We start from the raw sequence: 21,495 nt of genomic DNA on the forward strand, positions 1-21,495 counted from the left end.
CTCAGCTCCTCGTGGTGGGGTACGGCACGGCACCCTCGGTGAGGGAAACCGTAACGCCCGGCGGCAGGTGGACCGGACCCGACAGGGTGAGTTCACCCGTGCGGACGACGACGGCGGTGGCGCTCGCGGCCCGCAGCGTGGCCCCGGTGAGGCGACCGTCCCGCCAGGACAGGCCGACCCGGATCCCACCGCGGGCTCGCAGACCCTCGACGGACCCGTCGGGCCAGGCGTCCGGCAGCGCCGGGAGCAGGTCGAGACGGACCAGCCCGTCCACGCTGCGGTGCGACTGCAGGAGCATCTCGACGACACCGGCCGTCAGGCCGCAGTTGCCGTCCATCTGATAGGGCGGATGGGCGCTGAGCAGGTTCGGGTAGAGCCCGCCGCGGTGCCCGCCGCGCGGCCCGGGCCCGTCGCCGAGGGCGGGGCGCAGGGCCAGGAGCACCTGGTCGTGGGCGCGCCCGGCCGCGCCGAGCCGGGCCCACAGAGCGATCCGCCACGCCAGCGACCAGCCCGTCGACTCCGGGCCGCGCAGATCGAGGCTGCGGCCGGCGGCCGCGGCGAGCTCCGGCGTCGTCGTCGGGTCGAGCGTCCCGAGCGGGAACAGCCCGACCAGGTGCGACAGGTGCCGGTGCTCCGGCTCGGCCTCGGGAAGGTCGGTCGCCCACTCGGCGAGCGCACCGCGACGGTCGACCCGGGGGGCGGGCAGGGCCGCGGCGACCGCCTCCAACCGCGCGAGCCACGGCTCGTCGTCGCCGGCGTCCTGGCCCCGGGCGCCGTCGCCGCCGCGGTCGAGCGCCAGCTCGACGGCCGCCTCCCGGCAGGTGCGTGCGAGCCACCGCACCAGGGCGACGTCCATGGTGGCCGACGTCGTCACGGCGGCCGGTGCGCCGTCGTCGGCGACGAACGTGTTCTCGGGGGAGGTGGACGGTGAGGTCCAGGCGCCCAGCGAGCCCTCCGGCGTCGTCCCGGTGCGCACCCAGTCCAGGACGAAGCGTGCGGCGCCGGCCAGGACGGGCCACGCCGACTCCCGCAGGAACGTCCGGTCGCCGCCGAACCGGTGGTGCTCCCACAGGTGGTGGGCGAGCCAGACCCCGCCCCACGGCCAGGCCGCCCACGACGCGTCGCCGTGCCCGGCGCCGACCGGCGCCGCGTGCCCCCACAGGTCCGAGTTGTGGTGCGCCACCCAGCCCTCGGCGCCGTAGAGGCCGTGCGCCACGGCGGCACCGGGCCCGTCGGCGAGCTCCCGGACGAACCGCAGCAGAGGCTCGTGACACGTCGCGAGACCGGTGACCTCGGCCGGCCAGTACGCCATCTGCAGGTTGATGTTGAGCGTGTACGCGCTGGACCACGGGCCGGGGAGCTCGGTGTTCCACATCCCCTGCAGCGTGGCTGGCGGGCCGCCGGGGCGCGACGACGACAGGAGCAGGTACCGACCGTAGTGGACCGCGAGCGCCGCGAGCCCGGGGTCGGGACGCTCGACGGCCGCGGCGACGCGCTGGTCGGTGGGGAGGGTCTCGGCGCCGGTCGCGCTGGGGAGGTCCAGGTGGAACGGGGCGTAGAGCGCGGCGTGGGCTCGGACGTGCTCCGCGCGGTCCGCGCGGTCCGCGCGGTCTGCGTGCAGGCCGGTGACGGCCGAGCGGACGAGGACCGGGCGCCCAGCCGCGTTCACGGGCGCGGGGCGCCCTCCACTTCGGGGTTGACGGCCGGGCGCCCCGCCCTCGTCCGCCCGGTTCGGTGCGGTGACGGAGGGCGTCGTGCTCGTGTGGATGAGCAGGGTGTGGTGGTGGCGGGGGGAGGTGTGCAGGGTGCCGTGGGCGACGGTGGCGTCGGGGTCGTCGAGAGCCGTGACGGTGACGTGGCCGCGGCGGCCCGTCCGGGGGTCGTAGCGCACGGGCCGGGGGACGTCCTCGTGGCCCGGGGCCACGTCGACCGGGAGGTGCCAGGTGCGGTGCAGGGCGCTCGGGGCGCCCGACGGCGGTCCGGCGGGCGCGTCGTCGGCGCGCGGTGCGCCGTCGGCCGCTCGCAGCAGGCTCGTGAGCGCGACCCGGAGGGCCACGGGCTGCTCGGCGTGCACGGTGTGCACCAGCGGTCCGCCGTCCGGGTCCGCGGCGTCCGCCCACGTCTCCTGGACGACGGTGCCGGTGGCGGCCGAGGTCCACGTGTGCGTGGCGACCGCGGTGCGCAGGTCGAGCGCACGGTGCACCAGCCGCGGTGCGTCGGCAGGTTCCTCCGGGGCCGGGGCCGGGGCGCCGCTCGGCGTCGTGCCGGGACCGGCGGGACGCACGGTGACGTCCGCCGAGGCCAGCGGCAGGTACGCCTGGACCCACGGGCTCTGCATCGAGGCGAGCAGCTTCTCGGCGCGACGGCCGTCACCGCGGTCGAGCGCCGCACGGATGGCGGCGAGGTGCTCCGGCCCGTGCGCGGCGACGCCGGCGAGGGGGTCGCGCCCCGGGGTTCCCGACCAGGCGGTGGCGTCGTTGAGCCAGAGGTGCTCGGTCCCCGGCCGTCCGGCGCACAACGCGCCACGATGACCGTTGCCGACCGGAAGCGCTTCGATCCAGTCGTCCGCAGGATGCCGGTACCGGAGGGTGTGCAGCGCCGCGTCGGCCGCCGACGTCGGAGCACCGCCGTCGGTCCTGGTGGCAGGAGGTTCCTCGGCCGGAGGCCCGGTGTCGGTGCCGTGCTGCCGGACGCGGGCCGTGGGACCGGTGAACCCCTGGACGGTGGGCATGAGCACAGGCTAGCGTGTTGAAACGCTTCGACAGCCGCCCCGCACCCGAGCGCTCGGGAGCGGGTCGCGACCGGGGCCGAGTGTCACGACCGGCGCAGCGAGGCGCCGGAGGATCAGGAGGGCGAGGATGCCGCACCAGGACGACGCTGCCGGACGGGCCGGGCCGCACGCCGCGGCCGGCGGCACGGGGACGCGCGACCGGTTCGCCGCCCTGACCGCGGACCTCGGCATCCTCTACGGCGGCGACTACAACCCGGAGCAGTGGGACCGCGAGACGTGGTGCGAGGACGCCCGGCTCATGGCCGCGGCGGGCGTCAACCTGGTCACGGTGGGCGTCTTCTCGTGGGCGCGCTACGAACCGCGTCCCGGGGTGCGTGACTTCGGGTGGCTCGACGAGGTGCTCGACCTGCTGCACGGCGCCGGCATCGCCGTCGACCTGGCGACCCCCACGGCCTCACCGCCGCCCTGGCTGGGTGTGCTCCATCCTGAGACGCTGCCGGTCGACGCCGACGGCGTGCGCCTCGTGGCGGGGTCACGCAACCAGTTCAGCCCGGCGTCCCGGGTCTATCGCGAGGCGGCGCTCGCGATCACCCGCGACCTCGTCGCCCGGTATGCCGGCCACCCCGCCGTGCGGATGTGGCACGTCGGCAACGAGCTCGGCCAGGTCTGCTTCGGCGAGGAGTCGGCCCGGGCGTTCCGGGCCTGGCTCCGTGGGCGGTACGGCACGATCGACGCCCTCAACGAGGCCTGGGCGACGCAGGTGTGGTCGCAGCGCTACGACGCCTTCGACGAGATCCTCCCGCCGCGCCGCATGCCGTACCACGTCAACCCGACCCAGGCCCTGGACTTCCGGCGGTACTCCTCCGACCAGTTGCTCGCGCTCTACCGCGAGCAGCGGGAGGTCGTCCGCGGACTCGACGCCGACCGGCCGGTCACGACCAACCTCATGGGGTTCTTCCCGCTGGCCGACTACTGGTCCTGGGCCGACGAGCTCGACGTGGTCGCGGACGACGCCTATCCCGACCCGGCCGACCCGCGGGCACCGGCCGACGCCGCGCTGACCTGCGACCTCATGCGATCCCTCGGGGGCGGTGATCCCTGGATGCTGATGGAGGCCGCCGTCGGCGCGGTGAGCTGGCGCGAGCACAACCTGCCCAAGTCGCCCGGCCGGTCCCGCCTCGAGGCGCTCCAGGCCGTGGCTCGCGGCGCCGACGGGGTCTGCTACTTCCAGTGGCGTGCCGCACGGGCGGGCGCCGAGCGCTTCCACTCGGCGATGCTGCCGCACGCCGGGCCGGACACCCGTGTGCACGACGGCGTGCGCCGCGTGGGGGCGGACCTGCGGCGGTTGCGCGGCGTCGTCGGAGGCCGCGTACGGGCGCGGGTGGCGATGCTCTTCGACTGGGAGTCCTGGTGGGCGGCCGAGGAGCAGGCGGTCCCCACCCGGCGGCTGCGGACGCTGGACCAGCTGCGCGCCTGGTACCGGGTGCTCTGGGACGAGGGTGTCACCGTCGACCTCGTCCGGCCGGGCGCAGGCCTCGCCGCCTACGACGTCGTGCTGGTCCCGCAGTCCTCCCTGCTGACGCCCGCCGCGGCCGCGGGCCTCACCGAGGCCGTCGCCCGGGGAGCGAGCCTCGTCGTCGGGCCCTTCACCGGGGTGGTGGACGAGTGCGCGCACGTGCTCACCGGACGGTTCCCCGCCCTGCTGTGCGGCGTGCTCGGCGTCAGCGGGGAGGAGTGGGTGCCGCTGCCCGACGACGGGGTGCGGCTCGATCTCGACGACCGGTGGCCGCGGTCGTCCGCGGGCGGGAGCGCACCCGTCCCGGCGGGGGACCACCGCGCGAGCATCCTCGGTGAGCTGTTGCGGGCCGAGGGTGCTCGCGTCCTGGCGACGTTCTCGAGCGGGCACCTCGCCGGCCGGCCGGCGGTGACGCGGCACGCGGCCGGCGCCGGGGTGGCGTGGTACGTCGGCACGGTGCCGCCCGGGCCGCTGCTGCGCGACGTCCTCGTCGACGCCTGCCACCGGGTGGGGGTCGCCGGGGTCCCGGGGATCTCTGCACGACCGGGCGTCGAAGCGATTCGCCGGGGCGAGCACCTCATCGTGCTCAACCATGGTGATGTGCCGGTCGAGGTGCCGCTCGACGGCCCGGCCGAAGATCTGTTGTCCGGTGTGACCTGCGACGACACCGTCACGGTCGCCGGCGAGGACGCCGTCGTGCTGGTGCCGCGAGGGGCCGGGGGCGACCCCGGCACGCGGTGACCTCTTGACGAGAGGAGTGGCCTCGCTGATACTCGTTCATCGAAGCGCTTCGACAGCGTGCCGGCCCACCGCCGGACTCAACGAGGAGGACCGATGAAGTACCGTACCCGCGTCTCGACGATCGCCACGCTGGTGACCCTGCCTCTGGTGCTGACGGCCTGCGTCGGTGGTGGCGGCGACGCCGCGGCACCGTCCGGAGGGCAGGACGCCGACGACGAGACCCTCACCATCTGGCACTACGAGAACGACGACTCGGCGATGGGCCAGGCCTGGGCCGAGGCCATCGAGATCTTCTCCGCGGAGCACCCGGACGTGGAGGTCGTGGTCGAGAAGCAGACGTTCGAGCAGATCCAGAAGAACGCCAAGATCGTGCTCACCGGCGACGACGTGCCCGACGTCATGGAGTACAACAAGGGCAACGCGACCGCCGGGCAGCTCGCCTCGCAGGGGTTGCTGACGCCGTTGACCGACGTCGCCGAGGAGCGTGGATGGGCGGACTCGCTGCCCGGCTCGCTGGCGACCACGGCGCGGTACGACGAGTCCGGCCTCATGGGTGCCGGCGAGTGGTACGGGGTGCCGAACTACGGTGAGTTCGTCGGCGTCTACTACAACCAGGAGATGTTCGACGCCCACGGGCTCGAGGTGCCCACCACCCTCGACGAGCTCGAGGACGTCATGGACGCCTTCGCCGACGAGGGGATCACCCCGTTGGCCGAGGCCGGCGCCGAGTACCCGCTCGGCCAGCTCTGGTACCAGCTGGTCCTGGCGCACGGCGACCGAGAGCTCGTGGACCAGTACCAGCTGTTCGAGGGCGACGTCGACTTCCACGGCCCCGAGATGACGGCCGCCACGGAGCAGCTCGCCGAGTGGGTCGAGGCCGGGTACGTCGCGGACGACTCTGCCGCGCTCACCGCCGAGGACATGGGCGTGTCGTTCATCAACGGCACCTACCCGATGATGGTCTCCGGCTCCTGGTGGTTCGGCCGCGTCGTCGAGGAGATGGACGCCGAGTGGGGGCAGTTCAACTTCCCCGGCAACACGCTGCACGCCGGGTCGTCCGGGAACCTCTGGGTCGTGCCGACCAACGCCGACTCCCCGTCGCTCGCCGCCGAGTTCATCGACGTCACCCTGCGGCCCGAGGTGCAGGAGGTGCTCGCCGAGACCGGAGGTCTGCCCGTCGCCGGCGACCCCTCCGTCATCGAGGACGAGAAGACCCGCGAGCTGACCGAGAACTTCCAGGCGATCCTCGACGACGACGGCCTGGCGTTCTACCCGGACTGGCCCGTCCCGGGCTACTACGACGTGGTCGTCAGCCAGCTCCAGTCGCTCGTCAACCGGTCGAAGTCGCCCGAGGAGGTCCTCGACGGGCTCGAGTCCGCCTACGTCGACGGCAAGGCCGACCTGGTCGGTGACTGAGACCCGGGCCGGCCGCCGGAGCGATCCGGCGGCCGGCCCGGGACCCGGCCGTCCGTCTTCGAAGGAGCCCCGATGCCTGCCCCACCCACCGTGCGCGCGCGCCGCCGTCGGCCCGCGTGGCTGCCCTACCTGCCGTACCTGATCCCCGGCGCCGTCGGGTTCGTGCTCATCATCGGGTACCCCCTCGTCACCAACGTCTACATCAGCCTGTTCGACTGGCCCGGCGGCCTGGCCCCCCTGGAGTGGGTCGGGCTCGAGAACTACGCCGAGCTGTGGGGCGACACCGCGTTCTGGACGTCGTTCCAGAACTCCGTGGCGATGATCGTGGCGATGGTGATCGTGCCGACGCTGATCGGCCTGGTCCTGGCCGCCGTGCTCTTCGACTACCTCGGCCGCCGGTTCGGCGGCCGCGTCGCCGCGGTGCTGCGGGCCACGTACTACCTGCCGCAGATCCTCCCGGTCGCCGTGGCGGGCGTGCTGTGGAACTGGATCCTCAACGCCCAGACCGGCGCGCTCAACGTCGTCCTGCGCGGTCTGGGCGTCCAGGACCCGCCGAACTGGCTCGGTGATCCCGCCACGGCGCTGCCGAGCGTGATGCTCGTGCTCATCTGGGTGCAGATCGGCTATCCCGTGGTCATCTTCATGGCGGCGCTGCAACGGGTCGACCCCGAGCTCTACGAGGCCGCCGAGCTCGACGGCGCCGGATGGTGGCGCCGGTTCCGGGCCATCACGGTCCCGCAGATCCGCCCCGAGACGTTCGTCGTGACGCTCACCTCCACGGTCGCCGCCCTCAAGGTGTTCGGTCCGATCTACGTGCTGACGCGCGGCGGCCCGGAGAGCTCCACGCTCGTGCCGAGCTACTACTCCTACCTGAACTTCTTCGACAAGTCCCGGGTCGGCTACGGCGCCGCGGTCGCGACCGTGCTCACCGTCGTCATCATCGCGGTGGCCCTGGTGATCCTTGCCCTGCAGGCGCGTTCCGAGCGCCGAGAGGAGGCCGGTCACCGATGACCGCCGTCGCCCGTACCGCCCCGCCCGTGCCCGCGCCGTCGGGCACCCAGACCCTGCGACCCGACGGCCGCGGCCGCCACGGCCCGGCCCGCTGGTTCGTGCTCGCCGGCGCGGTGCTCGTCGCCCTCGTGATGCTCGCGCCGTTCGTCATCATGGTCCTCAACGCCGTGAAGTCCCCGGCGGAGTACTCCCAGGACGGTCCGCTCAGCATCCCCGGCGAGCTCTACCTCGACGGGATCGTCACCTTCTGGCAGCGCGTCGACTTCCCGGTCAAGCTGTGGAACTCGTTCTTCATCGCCGGCGTCGTCGCCGTGCTGGGCTGCCTGCTCTCCCTGCTCAACGCCTACGCGATCGGCATCGGACGGATCAAGGGGCGGCTGTGGGTGGTGATGCTGTTCCTGCTGGCGAACATGCTGCCGCAGGAGGCGCTGATCTACCCGCTGTTCGACATGGCCCGGCAGGTGGGCCTGACGAACTCCCAGTGGTCGGTGATCATCATCTTCACGGTGGTCCAGTCCGCGTTCGGCACCTACCTCCTGGCGTCCGTGCTGGGCACGTTCCCGCCGGCCCTGCTCGAGGCGGCCGCCCTCGACGGCGCGAGCCGCTGGCGGATCCTGTGGCAGGTGGTCTACCCCATCGTGCGGCCGACGCTCGGCGTCCTGATGATCTTCTTCTTCATCTGGACCTGGAACGAGTTCTTCATCCCGCTGGTGATGCTGACGACCAACGACACCCAGACCATCCCGATCGCCCTGGCGTCGCTGCAGGGCGACCGCATGATGGACGCCCCGACGACGAACGCCGGCGCGCTCATCTCGCTGCTTCCCGCCCTCGTGTTCTTCCTGATCTTCCAGCGCACCCTGACGCGGGGCGTCACCGCGGGAGCGGTCAAGTGAGACCACCCCGCACCACTACCGACCAGAAGGTGAAGCGACCATGAAGTTCACGGACGGCTACTGGCAGTCCAGGCCCGGCATCGACCCGCTCTACGCCGTCGAGGTCGACGACGTCCGGGTCGACGAGGCGGCGGGCACGATGACCGTCTACGCGCCGACGGCCGTCATCCGCCACCGGGGCGACACCCTCAACCGCCCGTTGCTCACCTTGACGTACTCCTCGCCGGCTCCCGGCGTGGTCACCGTGCGTGTCGAGCACCACGCCGGAGGGGTGCGACGCGGCCCGGACTTCGCGCTGCGCCGTGAGCCCGGGTTCGTGCCCGTGGTGAAGGTCGACGAGACGGCCGGGGTGCTGGAGACCGGCGGCCTGACCGTGCGCGTGCACCGGCAGGGCCCGTGGCGCGTGGACTTCGAGCACGACGGCCGGGTGCTGACGTCCAGCCTGCCGAAGTCGGTCGCGGCGATCACCGCGGACGACGGTTCGCACTGGATGCACGAGCAGCTCGCCCTCGCGCCCGGCGAGCACGTGTACGGCCTGGGGGAGCGGTTCGGACCGTTCGTCAAGAACGGCCAGGAGGTCGACGTGTGGAACGCCGACGGCGGCACGTCCAGCGAGCAGGCGTACAAGAACGTCCCGTTCTACCTCACCAGCGGGGGATACGGCGTGTTCGTGGACCAGCCCGAGAAGGTCTCGTTGGAGATCGCCTCGGAGGTGAGCTCCCGGGTGCAGGTCTCCGTGCCAGGGCAGTCGCTGACCTACCACGTCGTCGCGGGTCCGGAGCCCAAGGACGTGCTGCGCCGGTACACGGCGCTCACCGGCCGGCCGCCGCGCGTGCCGGCCTGGTCCTACGGGCTGTGGCTGTCGACGTCGTTCACCACGGACTACGACGAGCGGACCGTCATGTCCTTCATCGACGGGATGGCCGAGCGGGACCTGCCGCTGAGCGTCTTCCACTTCGACTGCTTCTGGATGCGCGAGTACCAGTGGTGCGACTTCGAGTGGGACCCGCGCACGTTCCCCGACCCGGAGGGCATGCTCGCCCGCCTGCACGACCGCGGCCTGAAGGTCAGCGCGTGGATCAACCCGTACGTCGGGCAGCGCTCGCCGCTGTTCGCCGAGGCCGCGGAGCGCGGCTACCTGCTGCGCACCGCCGACGGCGGCACCTGGCAGTGGGACATGTGGCAGGCGGGGATGGGCCTGGTGGATTTCACCAACCCGGAGGCGACCGCCTGGTACCTCGGGCACCTGGAGCGCCTGCTCGACCAGGGCGTCGACTGCTTCAAGACGGACTTCGGCGAGCGCGTACCGGTCGACGACGTCGTCTGGCACGACGGGTCCGACCCCCAGCGCATGCACAACTACTACGCACAGCTCTACAACGAGGCGGTCTTCGGGCTGCTCGAGCGCCGGCGGGGGACGGGCGAGGCGGTCGTCTTCGCGCGGGCGGCCACCACCGGCGGCCAGCAGATGCCGGTCCACTGGGGCGGCGACTGCGACTCCACCTTCGCGGCCATGGCCGAGTCGTTGCGCGGCGGGCTGTCGCTGGCGATGTCCGGGTTCGGCTACTGGAGCCACGACATCGGCGGGTTCGAGGGCACCCCTGACGCGGGGGTCTTCAAGCGGTGGCTGGCCTTCGGCCTGCTGTCGAGCCACTCGCGGCTGCACGGGTCGTCGTCGTACCGCGTGCCGTGGGCGTTCGACGAGGAGGCCGTGGACGTCGCCCGGCGCTTCACGCACCTGAAGATGCGCCTCATGCCGTACCTCGCCTCGCTCGCCGAGGAGGTGGTCGCTGCCGGCACCCCGATGATGCGTCCCATGGTGCTGGAGTTCCCCGGCGACCGGTCGACCTTCGGCGTCGACACGCAGTACATGCTGGGTGGCGCGCTGCTGGTGGCGCCCGTGCTGCGCGAGGACGGCACCGCCGACGTCTACCTGCCCGAGGGGCGATGGACACGGATCGACCCCGGCGCGGTGGCCGACGGCGGGGCGCTCGACGGGCCCGTCGTCACCGGCCCGCGGTGGGTGGGCGAGACACACGGGTTCGCGTCGCTGCCCCTGTTCGTTAGACCGGGTAGCGTGCTCCCCGTCGGGGCCCGCACCGACCGTCCCGACTACGCCTGGGCCGAGGACGTGACGCTGCACTGCGTGGAGCTGGCAGCCGGTCACGACTCCGAGGTCCGTGTGCCCGGTGGCGAGGGCGCACCGGCGACCTTCCGTGTTCGACGCACCGAGGACGCCGTCGTCGTCTCGAGTGGGAACGCTCCCACGCGATGGGCGGTCCAGGTCGGTGGCCTGCGGACCGAGGCAGACGGTCCGGGAGAAGTGAGGATCCACCTGTGAGCAGCATCAGCACCACCGGCCAGTTCCCGCCGGACTTCCTGTGGGGGACCGCGACCGCGGCCTACCAGATCGAGGGGGCAGCGGCCGAGGGTGGCCGCGGGCCGTCGATCTGGGACACGCTGTGCCGCGTGCCCGGTGCCGTCCAGGGCGGCGACACCGGCGACGTCGCCTGCGACCACTACCACCGGTGGGCCGAGGACGTGGACCACCTGGCCCGACTGGGCGTCACCGCCTACCGGCTGTCCATCTCGTGGTCGCGCGTCCAGCCCGGTGGTCGTGGCCCGTTGAACGCCGAGGGCGTCGAGTTCTACCGGAACCTGCTCGACGCGCTCCGTGGGCGGGGCATCACCCCGTACGTCACGCTCTACCACTGGGACCTGCCCCAGGAGCTGGAGGACGCCGGCGGCTGGGCCGTGCGCGAGACGGCGGAGGCCTTCGCGGACTATGCCCGGGCGATGGCCCGAGAGCTCGGCGACCGGGTCGCGCTGTGGACCACACTCAACGAGCCGTGGTGCTCGGCCTACCTCGGGTACGCCTCGGGCGTGCACGCCCCGGGCCGGACCGAGCCGGCCGCCGCGCTCGCCGCCGTGCACCACCTCAACCTCGCCCACGGGCTCGCGGTCCGCGCGATCCGCGACGAGATCCCGGGGGCCGCCTGCTCCATCACCCTCAACCTGCACGTGTTCCGCGCGGACTCCGGCTCGGCGGCGGACGCGGACGCGGTGCGCCAGGTCGACGGGCTCGCCAACCGGGTGTTCCTCGGGCCGCTGCTCGAGGGCGCCTACCCGGCCGACGTGCTGACGGACACGGCGGGCGTCACGGACTGGTCGTTCGTGCAGGACGGAGACCTCGACGTCGTGCGGCAGCCGCTCGACGTGCTGGGCGTCAACTACTACTCGTCCACCCGGGTGCGCCGGTTCGACGGCGAGGGTGAGCCAGTGCGGGCCGACGGGCACAAGACGACCGCGGTCTCGCCCTGGGTCGCCGCCGACGACGTCGAGTTCCTGGCGCAGCCCGGCCCCCGCACGGCCATGGGCTGGAACGTCGAGCCCGCCGGGCTGACCGAGCTCCTGCTCGGGCTGCACGAGCGGTACCCCGACCAGGCGCTCGCCGTCACCGAGAACGGGGCCGCGTTCGAGGACGAGGTCGTCGAGGACCCGGCCCTGGGCATCGACCGCGTCCACGACGTCGCGCGGGTGGCGTACCTGCGCGACCACGTGGCCGCCGTCGCCGCGGCGATCGACGCCGGTGCCGACGTCCGCGGCTACTTCGCGTGGTCGCTCATGGACAACTTCGAGTGGGCCTACGGCTACTCCAAGCGGTTCGGCCTGCTGCGCGTGGACTACCCGACCGGTGAGCGCACCTGGAAGGACTCGGCGTACTGGTACGCCCGGCTCACCCGGACCGGCCGGATCCCTGCGGTGTTCGAGGCCGGCCCGACGGCCTGACTCCTGCGCCCTCCGGTGGCGGGTTCGGCGCGGCGCGCCCGGGTGTGCTCGACACGCCCGGGCGCGCCAGGTGTGAGGAAGATCTGAGGGACGCTCCCGAGGGCCGGCCCGAGACCGCCCGCGGCCGTGCCCGGACGTCGTGCACAGGTGTGGACGGGCGTCGTCCACGGGCTGTGGACGACGCCCGTCCAGGCGCGTCGGCGCGCGCTCCCCGCGGTGCGCGGCCGGTGGACCGGGCGGTGGACGGCCGGGGGTGTCACACGCTCGTGCGACGATGCTCGCAGGTGCTCCGGGACGGCTCGCGACGGCCATACCGGGCGAATCACACAGGCGTAAGTACGACCGTGTCGACCACAACATGTCGTGGGCAGGCGGTCGCCGAACACTAGGTGTAGTGTTTGTGGGACGCGGAAGCCACTGGCTCCGCGTGAACAACATCGGCGTAGTTCCACCGGTGTCGTCACTGGTCACAGGCTCCCGGCAAGGGCGTCGGGGGACCGGCGGCGGCGGGAGCGGAGCTCCGTCAGGAACCACCACACATGACACCGGACGACCGCCGATCGGGCGGCGAGACAGGGAGTGCGACATGAGCGTCACGGTCTACAGCAAGCCGGCCTGCGTGCAGTGCGATGCGACCTACCGCGCCCTCGACCGCAAGGGCGTGGAGTACACCGTCGTGGACATCACCGAGGACGCCGAGGCGCTCGAGATGGTCCGCGGGCTCGGCTACCTGCAGGCTCCCGTCGTCGTCGCCGGCGACACGCACTGGTCGGGCTTCCGCCCCGACCAGATCAGCGCCGTCGCGGCGCAGCAGGCCGTCTCGGCCTGACACCCGGCTGCGGCGTCCGTGGCGTCCGTGGCCGACGAGGCACACTGCACGTCCTTCGGGGGGAGGGTGACATGGGGTCGCTCGTCTACTTCTCCAGCGTCTCGGAGAACACGCACCGGTTCGTCCAGCGTCTCGGGCTCGAGGAGCTCGGGACGCCGGTCCACCGCATCCCGCTGCGCCCCGCCGACGGCTTCCTGACGGTCGACGAACCGTACGTCCTCATGGTCCCCACCTACGGCGGGGGCAACGAGGGTGGATCGGTGCCACGTCAGGTCCGCCGATTCCTCGGCGACACGCACAACCGGTCGTTGATCCGTGGCGTCATCGCCGCGGGCAACACCAACTTCGGCGCTGCCTACTGCATCGCCGGCGACATCATCTCGGCGAAGTGCCAGGTGCCGTACCTGTACGCCTTCGAGCTGCTCGGGACGGCCGAGGACGCCCAGCGCGTCCGTGACGGATTGGGACGATTTTGGCAACGACAGTCACTGATCTCGGCGTGAGCGCGACCTCCGCCGACGCCCCGGCGCAGGACGGCGCCGCCACGGCGCCCCTGCAGCAGTCGGAGCTCGACTACCACGCGCTCAACGCGATGCTGAACCTGTACGGACCGGACGGCACGATCCAGTTCGACAAGGACCGCGAGGCGGCCTCCGCCTACTTCCGGCAGCACGTGCTGCCCAACACGATCGAGTTCGACACGCTCGACGAGAAGCTCGACCACCTGGTCGACAACAAGTACTATGACCCGACCGTGCTCGCGAAGTACTCGCGCACCTTCGTCAAGGAGCTGTTCCAGCGGGCCTACGCCGCGGACTTCCGCTTCGAGTCGTTCCTCGGCGCGTTCAAGTACTACACGTCGTACACGCTCAAGACGTTCGACGGGAAGAAGTACCTCGAGCGCTTCGAGGACCGTGTCTCGATGGTCGCGCTCGGCCTGGCCGACGGCGACGAGCAGACGGCCCGCGACATCGTCGACGAGGTCATCTCCGGACGCTTCCAGCCGGCCACGCCGACCTTCCTCAACGTCGGCAAGGCGCAGCGCGGCGAGCCCGTGTCCTGCTTCCTGCTGCGTATCGAGGACAACATGGAGTCCATCGCGCGCGGCATCAACTCCGCCCTGCAGCTCTCCAAGCGCGGTGGCGGCGTGGCCCTGCTGCTGAGCAACGTGCGCGAGCACGGCGCGCCGATCAAGCACATCGAGAACCAGTCGTCCGGCGTCATCCCCGTGATGAAGCTCCTGGAGGACTCGTTCTCCTACGCCAACCAGCTCGGCGCCCGCCAGGGTGCCGGCGCGGTGTACCTGCACGCGCACCACCCGGACATCCTGCGGTTCCTCGACACCAAACGGGAGAACGCGGACGAGAAGATCCGGATCAAGACGCTCTCGCTGGGTGTCGTGATCCCGGACATCACGTTCGAGCTCGCCAAGCGCAACGAGGACATGCACCTGTTCAGCCCGTACGACGTCGAGCGCGTCTACGGCAAGCCGTTCGCGGACATCTCGATCACGGAGAAGTACGACGAGCTCGTCGCCGACGACCGGATCCGGTCCACGACGATCAAGGCCCGCGACTTCTTCCAGACGATCGCCGAGCTGCAGTTCGAGTCCGGCTACCCGTACGTCATGTTCGAGGACACCGTGAACCGGGCGAACCCGATCGCCGGGCGCATCACCCACTCGAACCTGTGCTCGGAGATCCTGCAGGTCTCTACCACGTCGACGTTCCACGAGGACCTGTCCTACGACGAGGTCGGCCGGGACATCTCCTGCAACCTCGGCTCGCTGAACATCGCCAGGACGATGGACTCGCCGGACTTCGGGCACACCATCGACACCGCGATCCGTGCGCTGACCGCGGTCTCCGACCAGACGAGCATCGAGTCGGTGCCGTCGATCAAGAAGGCCAACGAGCTCGGGCACGCGATCGGCCTGGGCCAGATGAACCTGCACGGCTACCTCGCCCGCGAGCGGATCTACTACGGGTCCGACGAGGGCATCGACTTCACGAACATGTACTTCTACACTGTCGCGTATCACGCGATCGCGGCCTCCAACCGGCTCGCGAAGGAGCGGGGGCGCGCGTTCGGCGGGTTCGAGGAGTCCACGTACGCCTCCGGCGAGTACTTCGACAAGTACACCGAGGCCGAGTGGAAGCCCGCCACGGGTCGGGTCGCCGAGCTCTTCGCCGAGGCCGGCGTGCACCTCCCGACGCAGGACGACTGGCGTGCGCTCAAGGCCTCGGTCATGGAGCACGGGCTGTACAACCAGAACCTGCAGGCCGTGCCGCCGACGGGGTCGATCAGCTACATCAACAACTCGACGTCGTCGATCCACCCGGTGGCCGCCAAGATCGAGATCCGCAAGGAAGGCAAGCTCGGTCGCGCGTACTACCCGGCGCCGTACATGACGAACGACAACCTGGAGTACTACCAGGACGCGTACGAGATCGGCTACGAGAAGATCATCGACACCTACGCGGCGGCCACCCAGCACGTCGACCAGGGCCTGTCGCTGACGCTGTTCTTCCCGGACACCGTGACCACCCGGGACGTCAACAAGGCGCAGATCTACGCCTGGCGCAAGGGCATCAAGACGCTCTACTACATCCGCCTGCGACAGCTGGCGCTCGAGGGGACCGAGATCGAGGGCTGCGTCAGCTGCATGCTCTGACACACCGCTCCACCCCTGACCTGTTGCGCACGACGAAGGAACCCGCCATGGCACCCACCGGACAGCTCAAGCTCATCGACCGCGTCAGCGCGATCAACTGGAACCGCGTCCAGGACGAGAAGGACCTCGAGGTCTGGGACCGCCTGGTCGGCAACTTCTGGCTGCCCGAGAAGGTGCCGGTGTCCAACGACATCCAGTCGTGGAACACGCTGTCGAAGGCCGAGAAGCTGATGACCACGCGCGTGTTCACCGGCCTGACGCTGCTGGACACGATCCAGGGCACGGTCGGGGCGGTGTCCCTCATCCCGGACGCGATCACGCCCCACGAGGAGGCGGTGTACACCAACATCGCGTTCATGGAGTCCGTGCACGCCAAGAGCTACTCCTCGATCTTCTCCACGCTCATCTCGACCAAGGAGATCGACGAGGCCTTCGCCTGGTCCGAGGAGAACCCTGCCCTGCAGCGCAAGGCGGAGATCGTCCTCGACTACTACCGCGGCGACGACCCGCTCAAGCGCAAGGTCGCCTCGACCATGCTCGAGTCGTTCCTGTTCTACTCGGGCTTCTACGCGCCGATGTACTGGTCCAGCCGCGCCAAGCTGACCAACACCGCCGACCTCATCCGCCTCATCATCCGCGACGAGGCCGTGCACGGGTACTACATCGGCTACAAGTTCCAGAAGGGCCTGGCCAAGCTCACCTCGGCCGAGCAGGACGAGATGAAGGCGTACACCTTCGAGCTCCTCTTCGAGCTGTACGAGAACGAGGTCGAGTACACCGACGCGCTCTACGGCGAGCTGGGGCTGACCGAGGACGTCAAGAAGTTCCTGCGGTACAACGCCAACAAGGCCCTGATGAACCTGGGCTACGAGGGGCTGTTCCCCAAGGACGAGACGGACGTGAACCCGGCGATCCTCGCGGCACTGAGCCCGAACGCGGACGAGAACCACGACTTCTTCTCCGGGTCGGGATCCTCGTACGTCATCGGCAAGGCGGTCCACACCGAGGACGACGACTGGGACTTCTGAGACTCCCAGGAGCTCAGCAGCGCGCTTCGGCCGACCAGAGGCCCGGCACCGCAGAGTCTGCGGTGCCGGGCCTCTTGGCGTGCCGGCTCTCTCGTGGGCGCTACCTCGCGCCGGGCTGCGCTACTTCGCGCCGGGCTGCGCTACCTCGGCGGCAGCGCCCGGACGATGACGCACGGCGGGCCCTCGCGTGGAGCGAGGACCCGCCGTGCGTCATGCCGGGCGCCTTGGCCCGGGGTGAATCACCCGGGGTGGATCACTCGGCGTCGAGGATGTCGACGACGAAGATGAGGTCCTCGCCGGCGAGCTCGTTGCTCTCGTTCGCCTCGGCGCCGTAGGCCTGCTCGGCGGGGATCACCAGCAGCACCTGGCTGCCCACGGTCTGGCCGGAGATCCCGTCGGTCCAGCCCGGGATGACCTGCTGCAGGGAGAACGACGACGGCTCGCCCCGCTCCCAGGACGAGTCGAAGACCTCGCCGTCCAGCGTCCAGCCGGTGTAGTGGGCGATCACCGTCTGCTCGGCGGCGACCTCCTCGCCGTCGCCCTCGATCAGGGTCTGGGCGACGAGCTCGTCCGGGGCCTCGTAGCCGTCCGGGATCTCGACCGAGGGTGCGCCGTCGTCGCCGAGCGTGACGGTGGGCAGGCCCTCGGCGGGCTCGACGGCCTCGCCCTCGGCGCGGGACGGGATCTCGACGGCGTCGGTGATCTCGATGAGGTTCACCACGGTGGACGGCTGGTTCTGCGCGTCCATGGTCGGGTTGGCGATGAGGAGCCGCGTCCCGACGGCCTGGCCGACCAGCGGCTCGGTGAGGACCGAGTAGCGCTCGTCGCCGAGCGTGAAGCTCTCCGGGGAGTCGTTCTCCCACGTGGAACCGACGCGCTCGCCCGCGGCGTCGTACGCGACGTACTGCATGGTGACCTTCATGCCCTCGGCGAGCTCGGCACCGTCACCAGCGTCCACGGTGACCGTGGTGGGCACGGAGACCTCGATCGAGTCGAAGGAGAGCTCGGGCTCGGCGCCCGCCTCACCGGTGACCTCGATGGCCTCCACGGCGGCGATGTCCGCCTCGGTGGGCTCGGACGGCTGGGTGGCGTCAGCCGACTCCGAGGCTTCGGCAGAGGCCTCGGCCGACGGCGAGTTCTCCTCGGGTCCGGCGCCGTCGTCGGCGCAGCCCGCCAGTGCGAGAGAGGCGGCCAGCACGACGCCTGTCGCGCCGGCGGAGGTACGGAGCTTCACAGGGTGTCCTTCGATCGAAAGGTGGGATCCTAGACACTCTAGCGGCCGAACCTGGGCGGGATTCACAGGTCCGGTGCGGGCCGCGGGACGGAGGCGTGACAATGGAAGACATGCCGTCGCGTCGACCGTCCCGGAAGCGCCCGTGGGGTGCGGATCACCAGCCCCTCGACCTGGACCGAGCCCTCGGCGGGGTACGGCACGTCAGCGCCGGTGACGGCGAGTGGACGGTGCGCCGGGTGCGCGGCAGCGAGAAGGCCTACGTCTGTCCCACCTGCCACCAGCAGATCCCGCCCGGCACGCCGCACGTGGTCGCGTGGGCACGCGACGCGCTCGGTGGCGAGCAGGCCGGGCTCGAGGCACGGCGGCACTGGCACTCCTCGTGCTGGGAACGGCGCGAGCGCCTGCGCTGACCTGGCCGGCCACAGCGGGCTGGGCGGGCGAGAGCCGCAGCCCGAACTAGGGTGGAAGGGTGAACGACGACGCCACCACCGGCCACCAGATCCGCTCGATGACCGTGCTGCCCGCGCGGCGCGAGGACGTCGAGCTGCACACCGCCGACGGGCTCACGCTCGTCGGTGAGCTCGCCCTGCCGGCGGGACGGGAACCGGTCGCGAGCCTGCTCACCCTGCACCCGTTGCCCACGCACGGCGGGTACATGGACTCGCACGTCTACCGCAAGGCGGCCTGGCGGCTGCCCGAGCTCGCCGACCTGGCCGTGCTGCGCTTCAACACGCGCGGCACGTCGTCCCCGCGCGGCACCTCCGAGGGGGAGTTCGACGGCGGTGACGCGGAACGCTACGACGTCGCGGCCGCGCTGGAGCTCGCCGAGTTCCGCGAGCTGCCGCGCCCCTGGCTGGTCGGCTGGTCGTTCGGCACCGAGCTGGTGCTCAAGCACGGCGCGGACCCCAGCATCGAGGGCGCGATCCTGCTCTCCCCGCCGCTGCACCGGGCGACCGACGCCGATCTCGACCGGTGGGCACAGTTCGGCAAGCCGCTCGTCGTCCTCGTTCCCGAGCACGACGACTACCTGCGGCCCGCCGAGGCGCGGGAGCGGTTCGCGCGCGTCCCGCAGGCCGAGGTGATCGGGGTGGACGGCGCCAAGCACCTGTGGGTGGGGGAGCCGGCCGTGCGACGCGTGCTCGACGAGATCGTCCAGCACGTGCTGCCGGGCCACGCCCCGCTGCCCACGCACCACGACGGCGAGGTGCAGCACGCCTCGGACGTCGCTCCGGTCACGACGAGAGGATGAGGACGATGACCCCGACCCTGGCGACCTACCTGCTGCGTGACGGTGCCGGCGTGCCCCTGGTGCTGCTGCACGGCTTCCCGCTCGACCACCGCATGTGGGCCTCCACGGTCGACCGGCTCCCGCCCGGGGTGCGCGTCATCGCCGTCGACCTGCCGGGGCACGGGCACAGCGACCTCGGCCAGCTCCCGCCGAGCCTGGACGCCGCGGCCGACCTCGTGCACACCACGCTGCGCGAGCAGGGCGAGGGCAACGCCGTCGTGGTCGGGCTGTCGATGGGCGGCTACGTGGCGCTCGCTCTCGCGGAGCGTCACCCGGGCTTCGTGCACGGTCTCGGTCTCGTCGACACCAAGTCCACCGCCGACGACGACGCCGCTCGCGACACGCGGCGGCAGGTGGCGGCCGCCGTCACCGGCTCGCAGACCCTCGACGCCGTGATGGGGATGCCGTCCAAGCTCCTCGGGCCCACCTCCGAGCTGGAGCGGCGGGAGCTCTACGCGACCGTCTACGCCTGGATCCGTTCGCAGTCGGTCGCCGGGGTCGCCTGGGCGCAACGGGCGATGGCCGCCCGCCCGGACCGCACGCACGTCCTGCGGTCCTTCACCGGGCCGGTCGCCGTCGTGGTCGGCGCCGAGGACCACGTGACGCCCCTCGAGGACGCCCACCACATGGCCGACGCCGCGCCGGCGGCGACGCTCACCGTCGTGCCGAACGCGGCCCACCTCAGCACGGTGGAGGAGCCGGACGTGGTGGCGAAGGCCCTCGCCGACCTGCACGAGCGCGCCCAGCGCCCGTGACGGCGGTGCGCCCGTGACGGCGGTGCGCCCGTGACGGCGGTGCGCCCGTGACGGCGGAGCCGCCGCCCGCGCCGGGTCAGGCGCGGCTGGCCGCCGTCTCGTCGCTGGACGAAGCGTCGTCCTCGGCGGACTGGGCGGATGCCGCCCGGGCCCGCTGCGCGGGCGTCTGGTCGAGGGCACCCTCGGCCGTGGGGCTCTCCGAGCTCTCGACGGACCGCAGCTCGGCCGGCGCGGCGATTGTCTCCACGGGGGTCTCGCCGGACGACTTCTCGGTCCCGAGGAGGCTGCGCAGCTCCTCGAGGTAGGAGTTGATCGAGTCGTGCCGCCGCGTGAGGTCCTCGAGCTGCCGCTCCGCCGTCGTGCGGCTCTGCTCGGCCTCGGCCTGGGCGTCGGAGACCGTCTGCTCGGCGAACGTGCGGGCCTCCGCCACGATCGCGTCGGCGGTGCGGCGTGCGTCGGCGACGAGCTCCTTGACGTACGTGTCGGACTCGCTGCGGACCTGGTCGGCCTGCTGCAGGGCGATGGCGACCCGCTTCTCCGCCTCCGCGGCGTGCTCCTCGGCGGCGCTGACGAGCCGCTCGGTCTCGGCCCGGGCGACCTCGTGCCGCTCGGCCGCCTCGGTCTCCACCTGCTCGCGCTTCTGGGCGACCTCGAGCTCGGCGTCCGAGAGCGTCCGGCGGGCCCGCTCGCGGAGGTCCTCGAGCTCGGCGGTGACGGCGTTGGCGGCCTCGGCGGCCTGGTGCTTGGCCTCCGCGACGATGCGCGCGGCCTCGGTGCGGGTGCGCTCGAGCAGGTCGTTGGACTCCCGCTCCGCCTCCTCGCGCAGCGCGGCCGACTCCGCGGCGGCCTCGGCCCGGAGCTGTGCGACCTCGCGGTCCGCGGTGACGCGTGCCTCGGTGACCTCGCGCTCGGCGGTCGAGCGCAGGGTGCCGATCTCCCGCTCGAGCCCGGCGCGCCGTTCGCTCTCCTCGGTGGTGAGGGTGCTCATGATGAGCGCGGACTCGCGCTCGGCCGAGCCGACGAGCTCCTCCGCGCGGCGCTGGGCGCCCTGCAGCGTGCCCTCCGCCTCCGAGGCGGTGGTCGAACGGATCTCCTCGGCCTCGCGCCGTGCGCTCGACAGCAGCTCGGACGCCTCGGTCTCGGCCCGCTGGCGCACCTGCCCGGCGGCCAGCTTGGCGCGTGCCATGACGTCCGAGGCCTGCTGGTTGGCCTGCGTGAGGACTTCGGCGGCCTGCTCGTCGGCCGACCGCAGGAGCCGTTCGGCACGGGCGCCGAGACCTGCGTAGGACGGCTTGTCGTTCTCCCGCAGCTGGCGGTGCGCCTCGGCGAGCTCGGAGGAGAGCTGCATGGCGCGGGCGTCCGTCGCCTCGACGTTGCGTCGAGCCTCCTCGACGGCCTGCTCGAGGCGGGAGATCTGGTTCTCGACCGCGGCGCGGTCGTAACCACGCATGGTGATCGGGAAGAGCGTGCGCTCGTCGGACACGTGAAGACCTCCGTCTGTCGTGGGTGCCGAGGCTCCGGCCAGGATAGACGTCACGTGGAGCCTCCGACACCCGAACGAGGGGTTCGTTCCTCGCGAAACGGAAA

Annotated in this window: 16 protein-coding genes; 13 read left to right on the forward strand and 3 right to left on the reverse strand. The window is 71.8% G+C overall.

What is annotated here, in order from left to right:
• Window position 1: 1 nt before the first annotated feature.
• Window positions 2-2,731, reverse strand: a complete 2,730-nt coding sequence (locus AC3RJ8_RS05175; RefSeq protein WP_489714862.1) for a glycosyl hydrolase family 95 catalytic domain-containing protein — start codon at window positions 2,729-2,731, stop codon at window positions 2-4.
• 127 nt (window positions 2,732-2,858) lie between these two features.
• Between AC3RJ8_RS05175 and AC3RJ8_RS05180 the strand changes: the two genes are divergently transcribed.
• The 10 genes from AC3RJ8_RS05180 to nrdF all read left to right on the forward strand — a co-directional run bounded on the left by AC3RJ8_RS05180 (window position 2,859) and on the right by nrdF (window position 16,631).
• Window positions 2,859-4,988, forward strand: a complete 2,130-nt coding sequence (locus tag AC3RJ8_RS05180) for a beta-galactosidase (protein ID WP_489714863.1) — start codon at window positions 2,859-2,861, stop codon at window positions 4,986-4,988.
• A gap of 93 nt (window positions 4,989-5,081) precedes the next feature.
• Window positions 5,082-6,404 (forward strand): ABC transporter substrate-binding protein, encoded by a 1,323-nt coding sequence (locus AC3RJ8_RS05185; protein WP_489714864.1) that lies wholly within the window; start codon window positions 5,082-5,084, stop codon window positions 6,402-6,404.
• Between the two features lie 72 nt (window positions 6,405-6,476).
• Window positions 6,477-7,415, forward strand: coding sequence for a carbohydrate ABC transporter permease (locus AC3RJ8_RS05190; protein ID WP_489714865.1), 939 nt, complete (start codon window positions 6,477-6,479; stop codon window positions 7,413-7,415).
• The gene (locus AC3RJ8_RS05195) at window positions 7,412-8,311 is read left to right on the forward strand and encodes a carbohydrate ABC transporter permease (RefSeq protein WP_489714866.1); all 900 of its coding nucleotides are present in this window, start codon (window positions 7,412-7,414) and stop codon (window positions 8,309-8,311) included. The genes AC3RJ8_RS05190 and AC3RJ8_RS05195 overlap by 4 nt, the downstream gene beginning before the upstream one ends.
• A gap of 40 nt (window positions 8,312-8,351) precedes the next feature.
• Entirely contained in the window at window positions 8,352-10,652 is a 2,301-nt protein-coding gene (gene yicI / locus AC3RJ8_RS05200) for an alpha-xylosidase (RefSeq protein WP_489714867.1), read from the forward strand.
• A complete protein-coding gene (locus tag AC3RJ8_RS05205; RefSeq protein ID WP_489714868.1) occupies window positions 10,649-12,100 on the forward strand; it encodes a GH1 family beta-glucosidase in 1,452 nt (483 codons plus the stop codon). Before yicI ends, AC3RJ8_RS05205 begins: the two co-directional genes overlap by 4 nt.
• A gap of 586 nt (window positions 12,101-12,686) precedes the next feature.
• Window positions 12,687-12,929 (forward strand): glutaredoxin-like protein NrdH, encoded by a 243-nt coding sequence (gene nrdH, locus AC3RJ8_RS05210; protein ID WP_106268877.1) that lies wholly within the window; start codon window positions 12,687-12,689, stop codon window positions 12,927-12,929.
• A 71-nt stretch (window positions 12,930-13,000) separates the two neighbouring features.
• Window positions 13,001-13,432, forward strand: coding sequence for a class Ib ribonucleoside-diphosphate reductase assembly flavoprotein NrdI (nrdI, locus tag AC3RJ8_RS05215; protein WP_407317075.1), 432 nt, complete (start codon window positions 13,001-13,003; stop codon window positions 13,430-13,432).
• Window positions 13,433-13,482: 50 nt separating this feature from the next.
• Window positions 13,483-15,603, forward strand: coding sequence for a class 1b ribonucleoside-diphosphate reductase subunit alpha (gene nrdE / locus AC3RJ8_RS05220; protein WP_489715583.1), 2,121 nt, complete (start codon window positions 13,483-13,485; stop codon window positions 15,601-15,603).
• A gap of 47 nt (window positions 15,604-15,650) precedes the next feature.
• Entirely contained in the window at window positions 15,651-16,631 is a 981-nt protein-coding gene (nrdF, locus tag AC3RJ8_RS05225; RefSeq protein WP_489714869.1) for a class 1b ribonucleoside-diphosphate reductase subunit beta, read from the forward strand.
• Between the two features lie 253 nt (window positions 16,632-16,884).
• Here the strand turns inward: nrdF and AC3RJ8_RS05230 are convergent, their stop codons facing one another.
• Window positions 16,885-17,865 carry an FKBP-type peptidyl-prolyl cis-trans isomerase gene (locus AC3RJ8_RS05230; protein WP_489714870.1) on the reverse strand — a complete coding sequence of 327 codons (981 nt, stop codon included), beginning with the start codon at window positions 17,863-17,865 and terminating at the stop codon, window positions 16,885-16,887.
• Window positions 17,866-17,975: 110 nt separating this feature from the next.
• Here AC3RJ8_RS05230 and AC3RJ8_RS05235 point away from each other — a divergent pair, with 110 nt between their 5' ends.
• The 3 genes from AC3RJ8_RS05235 (at window position 17,976) to AC3RJ8_RS05245 (ending at window position 19,908) form a co-directional block, all read left to right on the forward strand.
• Window positions 17,976-18,275, forward strand: a complete 300-nt coding sequence (locus AC3RJ8_RS05235; protein ID WP_489714871.1) for a hypothetical protein — start codon at window positions 17,976-17,978, stop codon at window positions 18,273-18,275.
• Window positions 18,276-18,373: 98 nt separating this feature from the next.
• A complete protein-coding gene (locus tag AC3RJ8_RS05240) occupies window positions 18,374-19,114 on the forward strand; it encodes an alpha/beta hydrolase (protein WP_489715584.1) in 741 nt (246 codons plus the stop codon).
• 5 nt (window positions 19,115-19,119) lie between these two features.
• On the forward strand, window positions 19,120-19,908 hold the full coding sequence (locus tag AC3RJ8_RS05245; RefSeq protein ID WP_489714872.1) for an alpha/beta fold hydrolase: 789 nt from the start codon (window positions 19,120-19,122) through the stop codon (window positions 19,906-19,908).
• A gap of 76 nt (window positions 19,909-19,984) precedes the next feature.
• Here the strand turns inward: AC3RJ8_RS05245 and AC3RJ8_RS05250 are convergent, their stop codons facing one another.
• Window positions 19,985-21,391 (reverse strand): coiled-coil domain-containing protein, encoded by a 1,407-nt coding sequence (locus AC3RJ8_RS05250; protein WP_489714873.1) that lies wholly within the window; start codon window positions 21,389-21,391, stop codon window positions 19,985-19,987.
• Between the last annotated feature and the right edge of the window lie 104 nt (window positions 21,392-21,495).

The sequence above is a fragment of the Isoptericola sp. MSGPD8_1_ISO-PGPR-S23-394 genome, from assembly GCF_058072785.1.

Bases quoted from the DNA above. Each gene is read 5' to 3' on its own strand.
- AC3RJ8_RS05175 (WP_489714862.1), bottom strand. From the start codon at position 2,731: ATGCCCACCGTCCAGGGGTTCACCGGTCCCACGGCCCGCGTCCGGCAG.
- AC3RJ8_RS05180 (WP_489714863.1), top strand. From the start codon at position 2,859: ATGCCGCACCAGGACGACGCTGCCGGACGGGCCGGGCCGCACGCCGCG.
- AC3RJ8_RS05185 (WP_489714864.1), top strand. From the start codon at position 5,082: ATGAAGTACCGTACCCGCGTCTCGACGATCGCCACGCTGGTGACCCTG.
- AC3RJ8_RS05190 (WP_489714865.1), top strand. From the start codon at position 6,477: ATGCCTGCCCCACCCACCGTGCGCGCGCGCCGCCGTCGGCCCGCGTGG.
- AC3RJ8_RS05195 (WP_489714866.1), top strand. From the start codon at position 7,412: ATGACCGCCGTCGCCCGTACCGCCCCGCCCGTGCCCGCGCCGTCGGGC.
- yicI (WP_489714867.1), top strand. From the start codon at position 8,352: ATGAAGTTCACGGACGGCTACTGGCAGTCCAGGCCCGGCATCGACCCG.
- nrdH (WP_106268877.1), top strand. From the start codon at position 12,687: ATGAGCGTCACGGTCTACAGCAAGCCGGCCTGCGTGCAGTGCGATGCG.
- nrdI (WP_407317075.1), top strand. From the start codon at position 13,001: ATGGGGTCGCTCGTCTACTTCTCCAGCGTCTCGGAGAACACGCACCGG.
- nrdF (WP_489714869.1), top strand. From the start codon at position 15,651: ATGGCACCCACCGGACAGCTCAAGCTCATCGACCGCGTCAGCGCGATC.
- AC3RJ8_RS05235 (WP_489714871.1), top strand. From the start codon at position 17,976: ATGCCGTCGCGTCGACCGTCCCGGAAGCGCCCGTGGGGTGCGGATCAC.
- AC3RJ8_RS05240 (WP_489715584.1), top strand. From the start codon at position 18,374: ATGACCGTGCTGCCCGCGCGGCGCGAGGACGTCGAGCTGCACACCGCC.
- AC3RJ8_RS05245 (WP_489714872.1), top strand. From the start codon at position 19,120: ATGACCCCGACCCTGGCGACCTACCTGCTGCGTGACGGTGCCGGCGTG.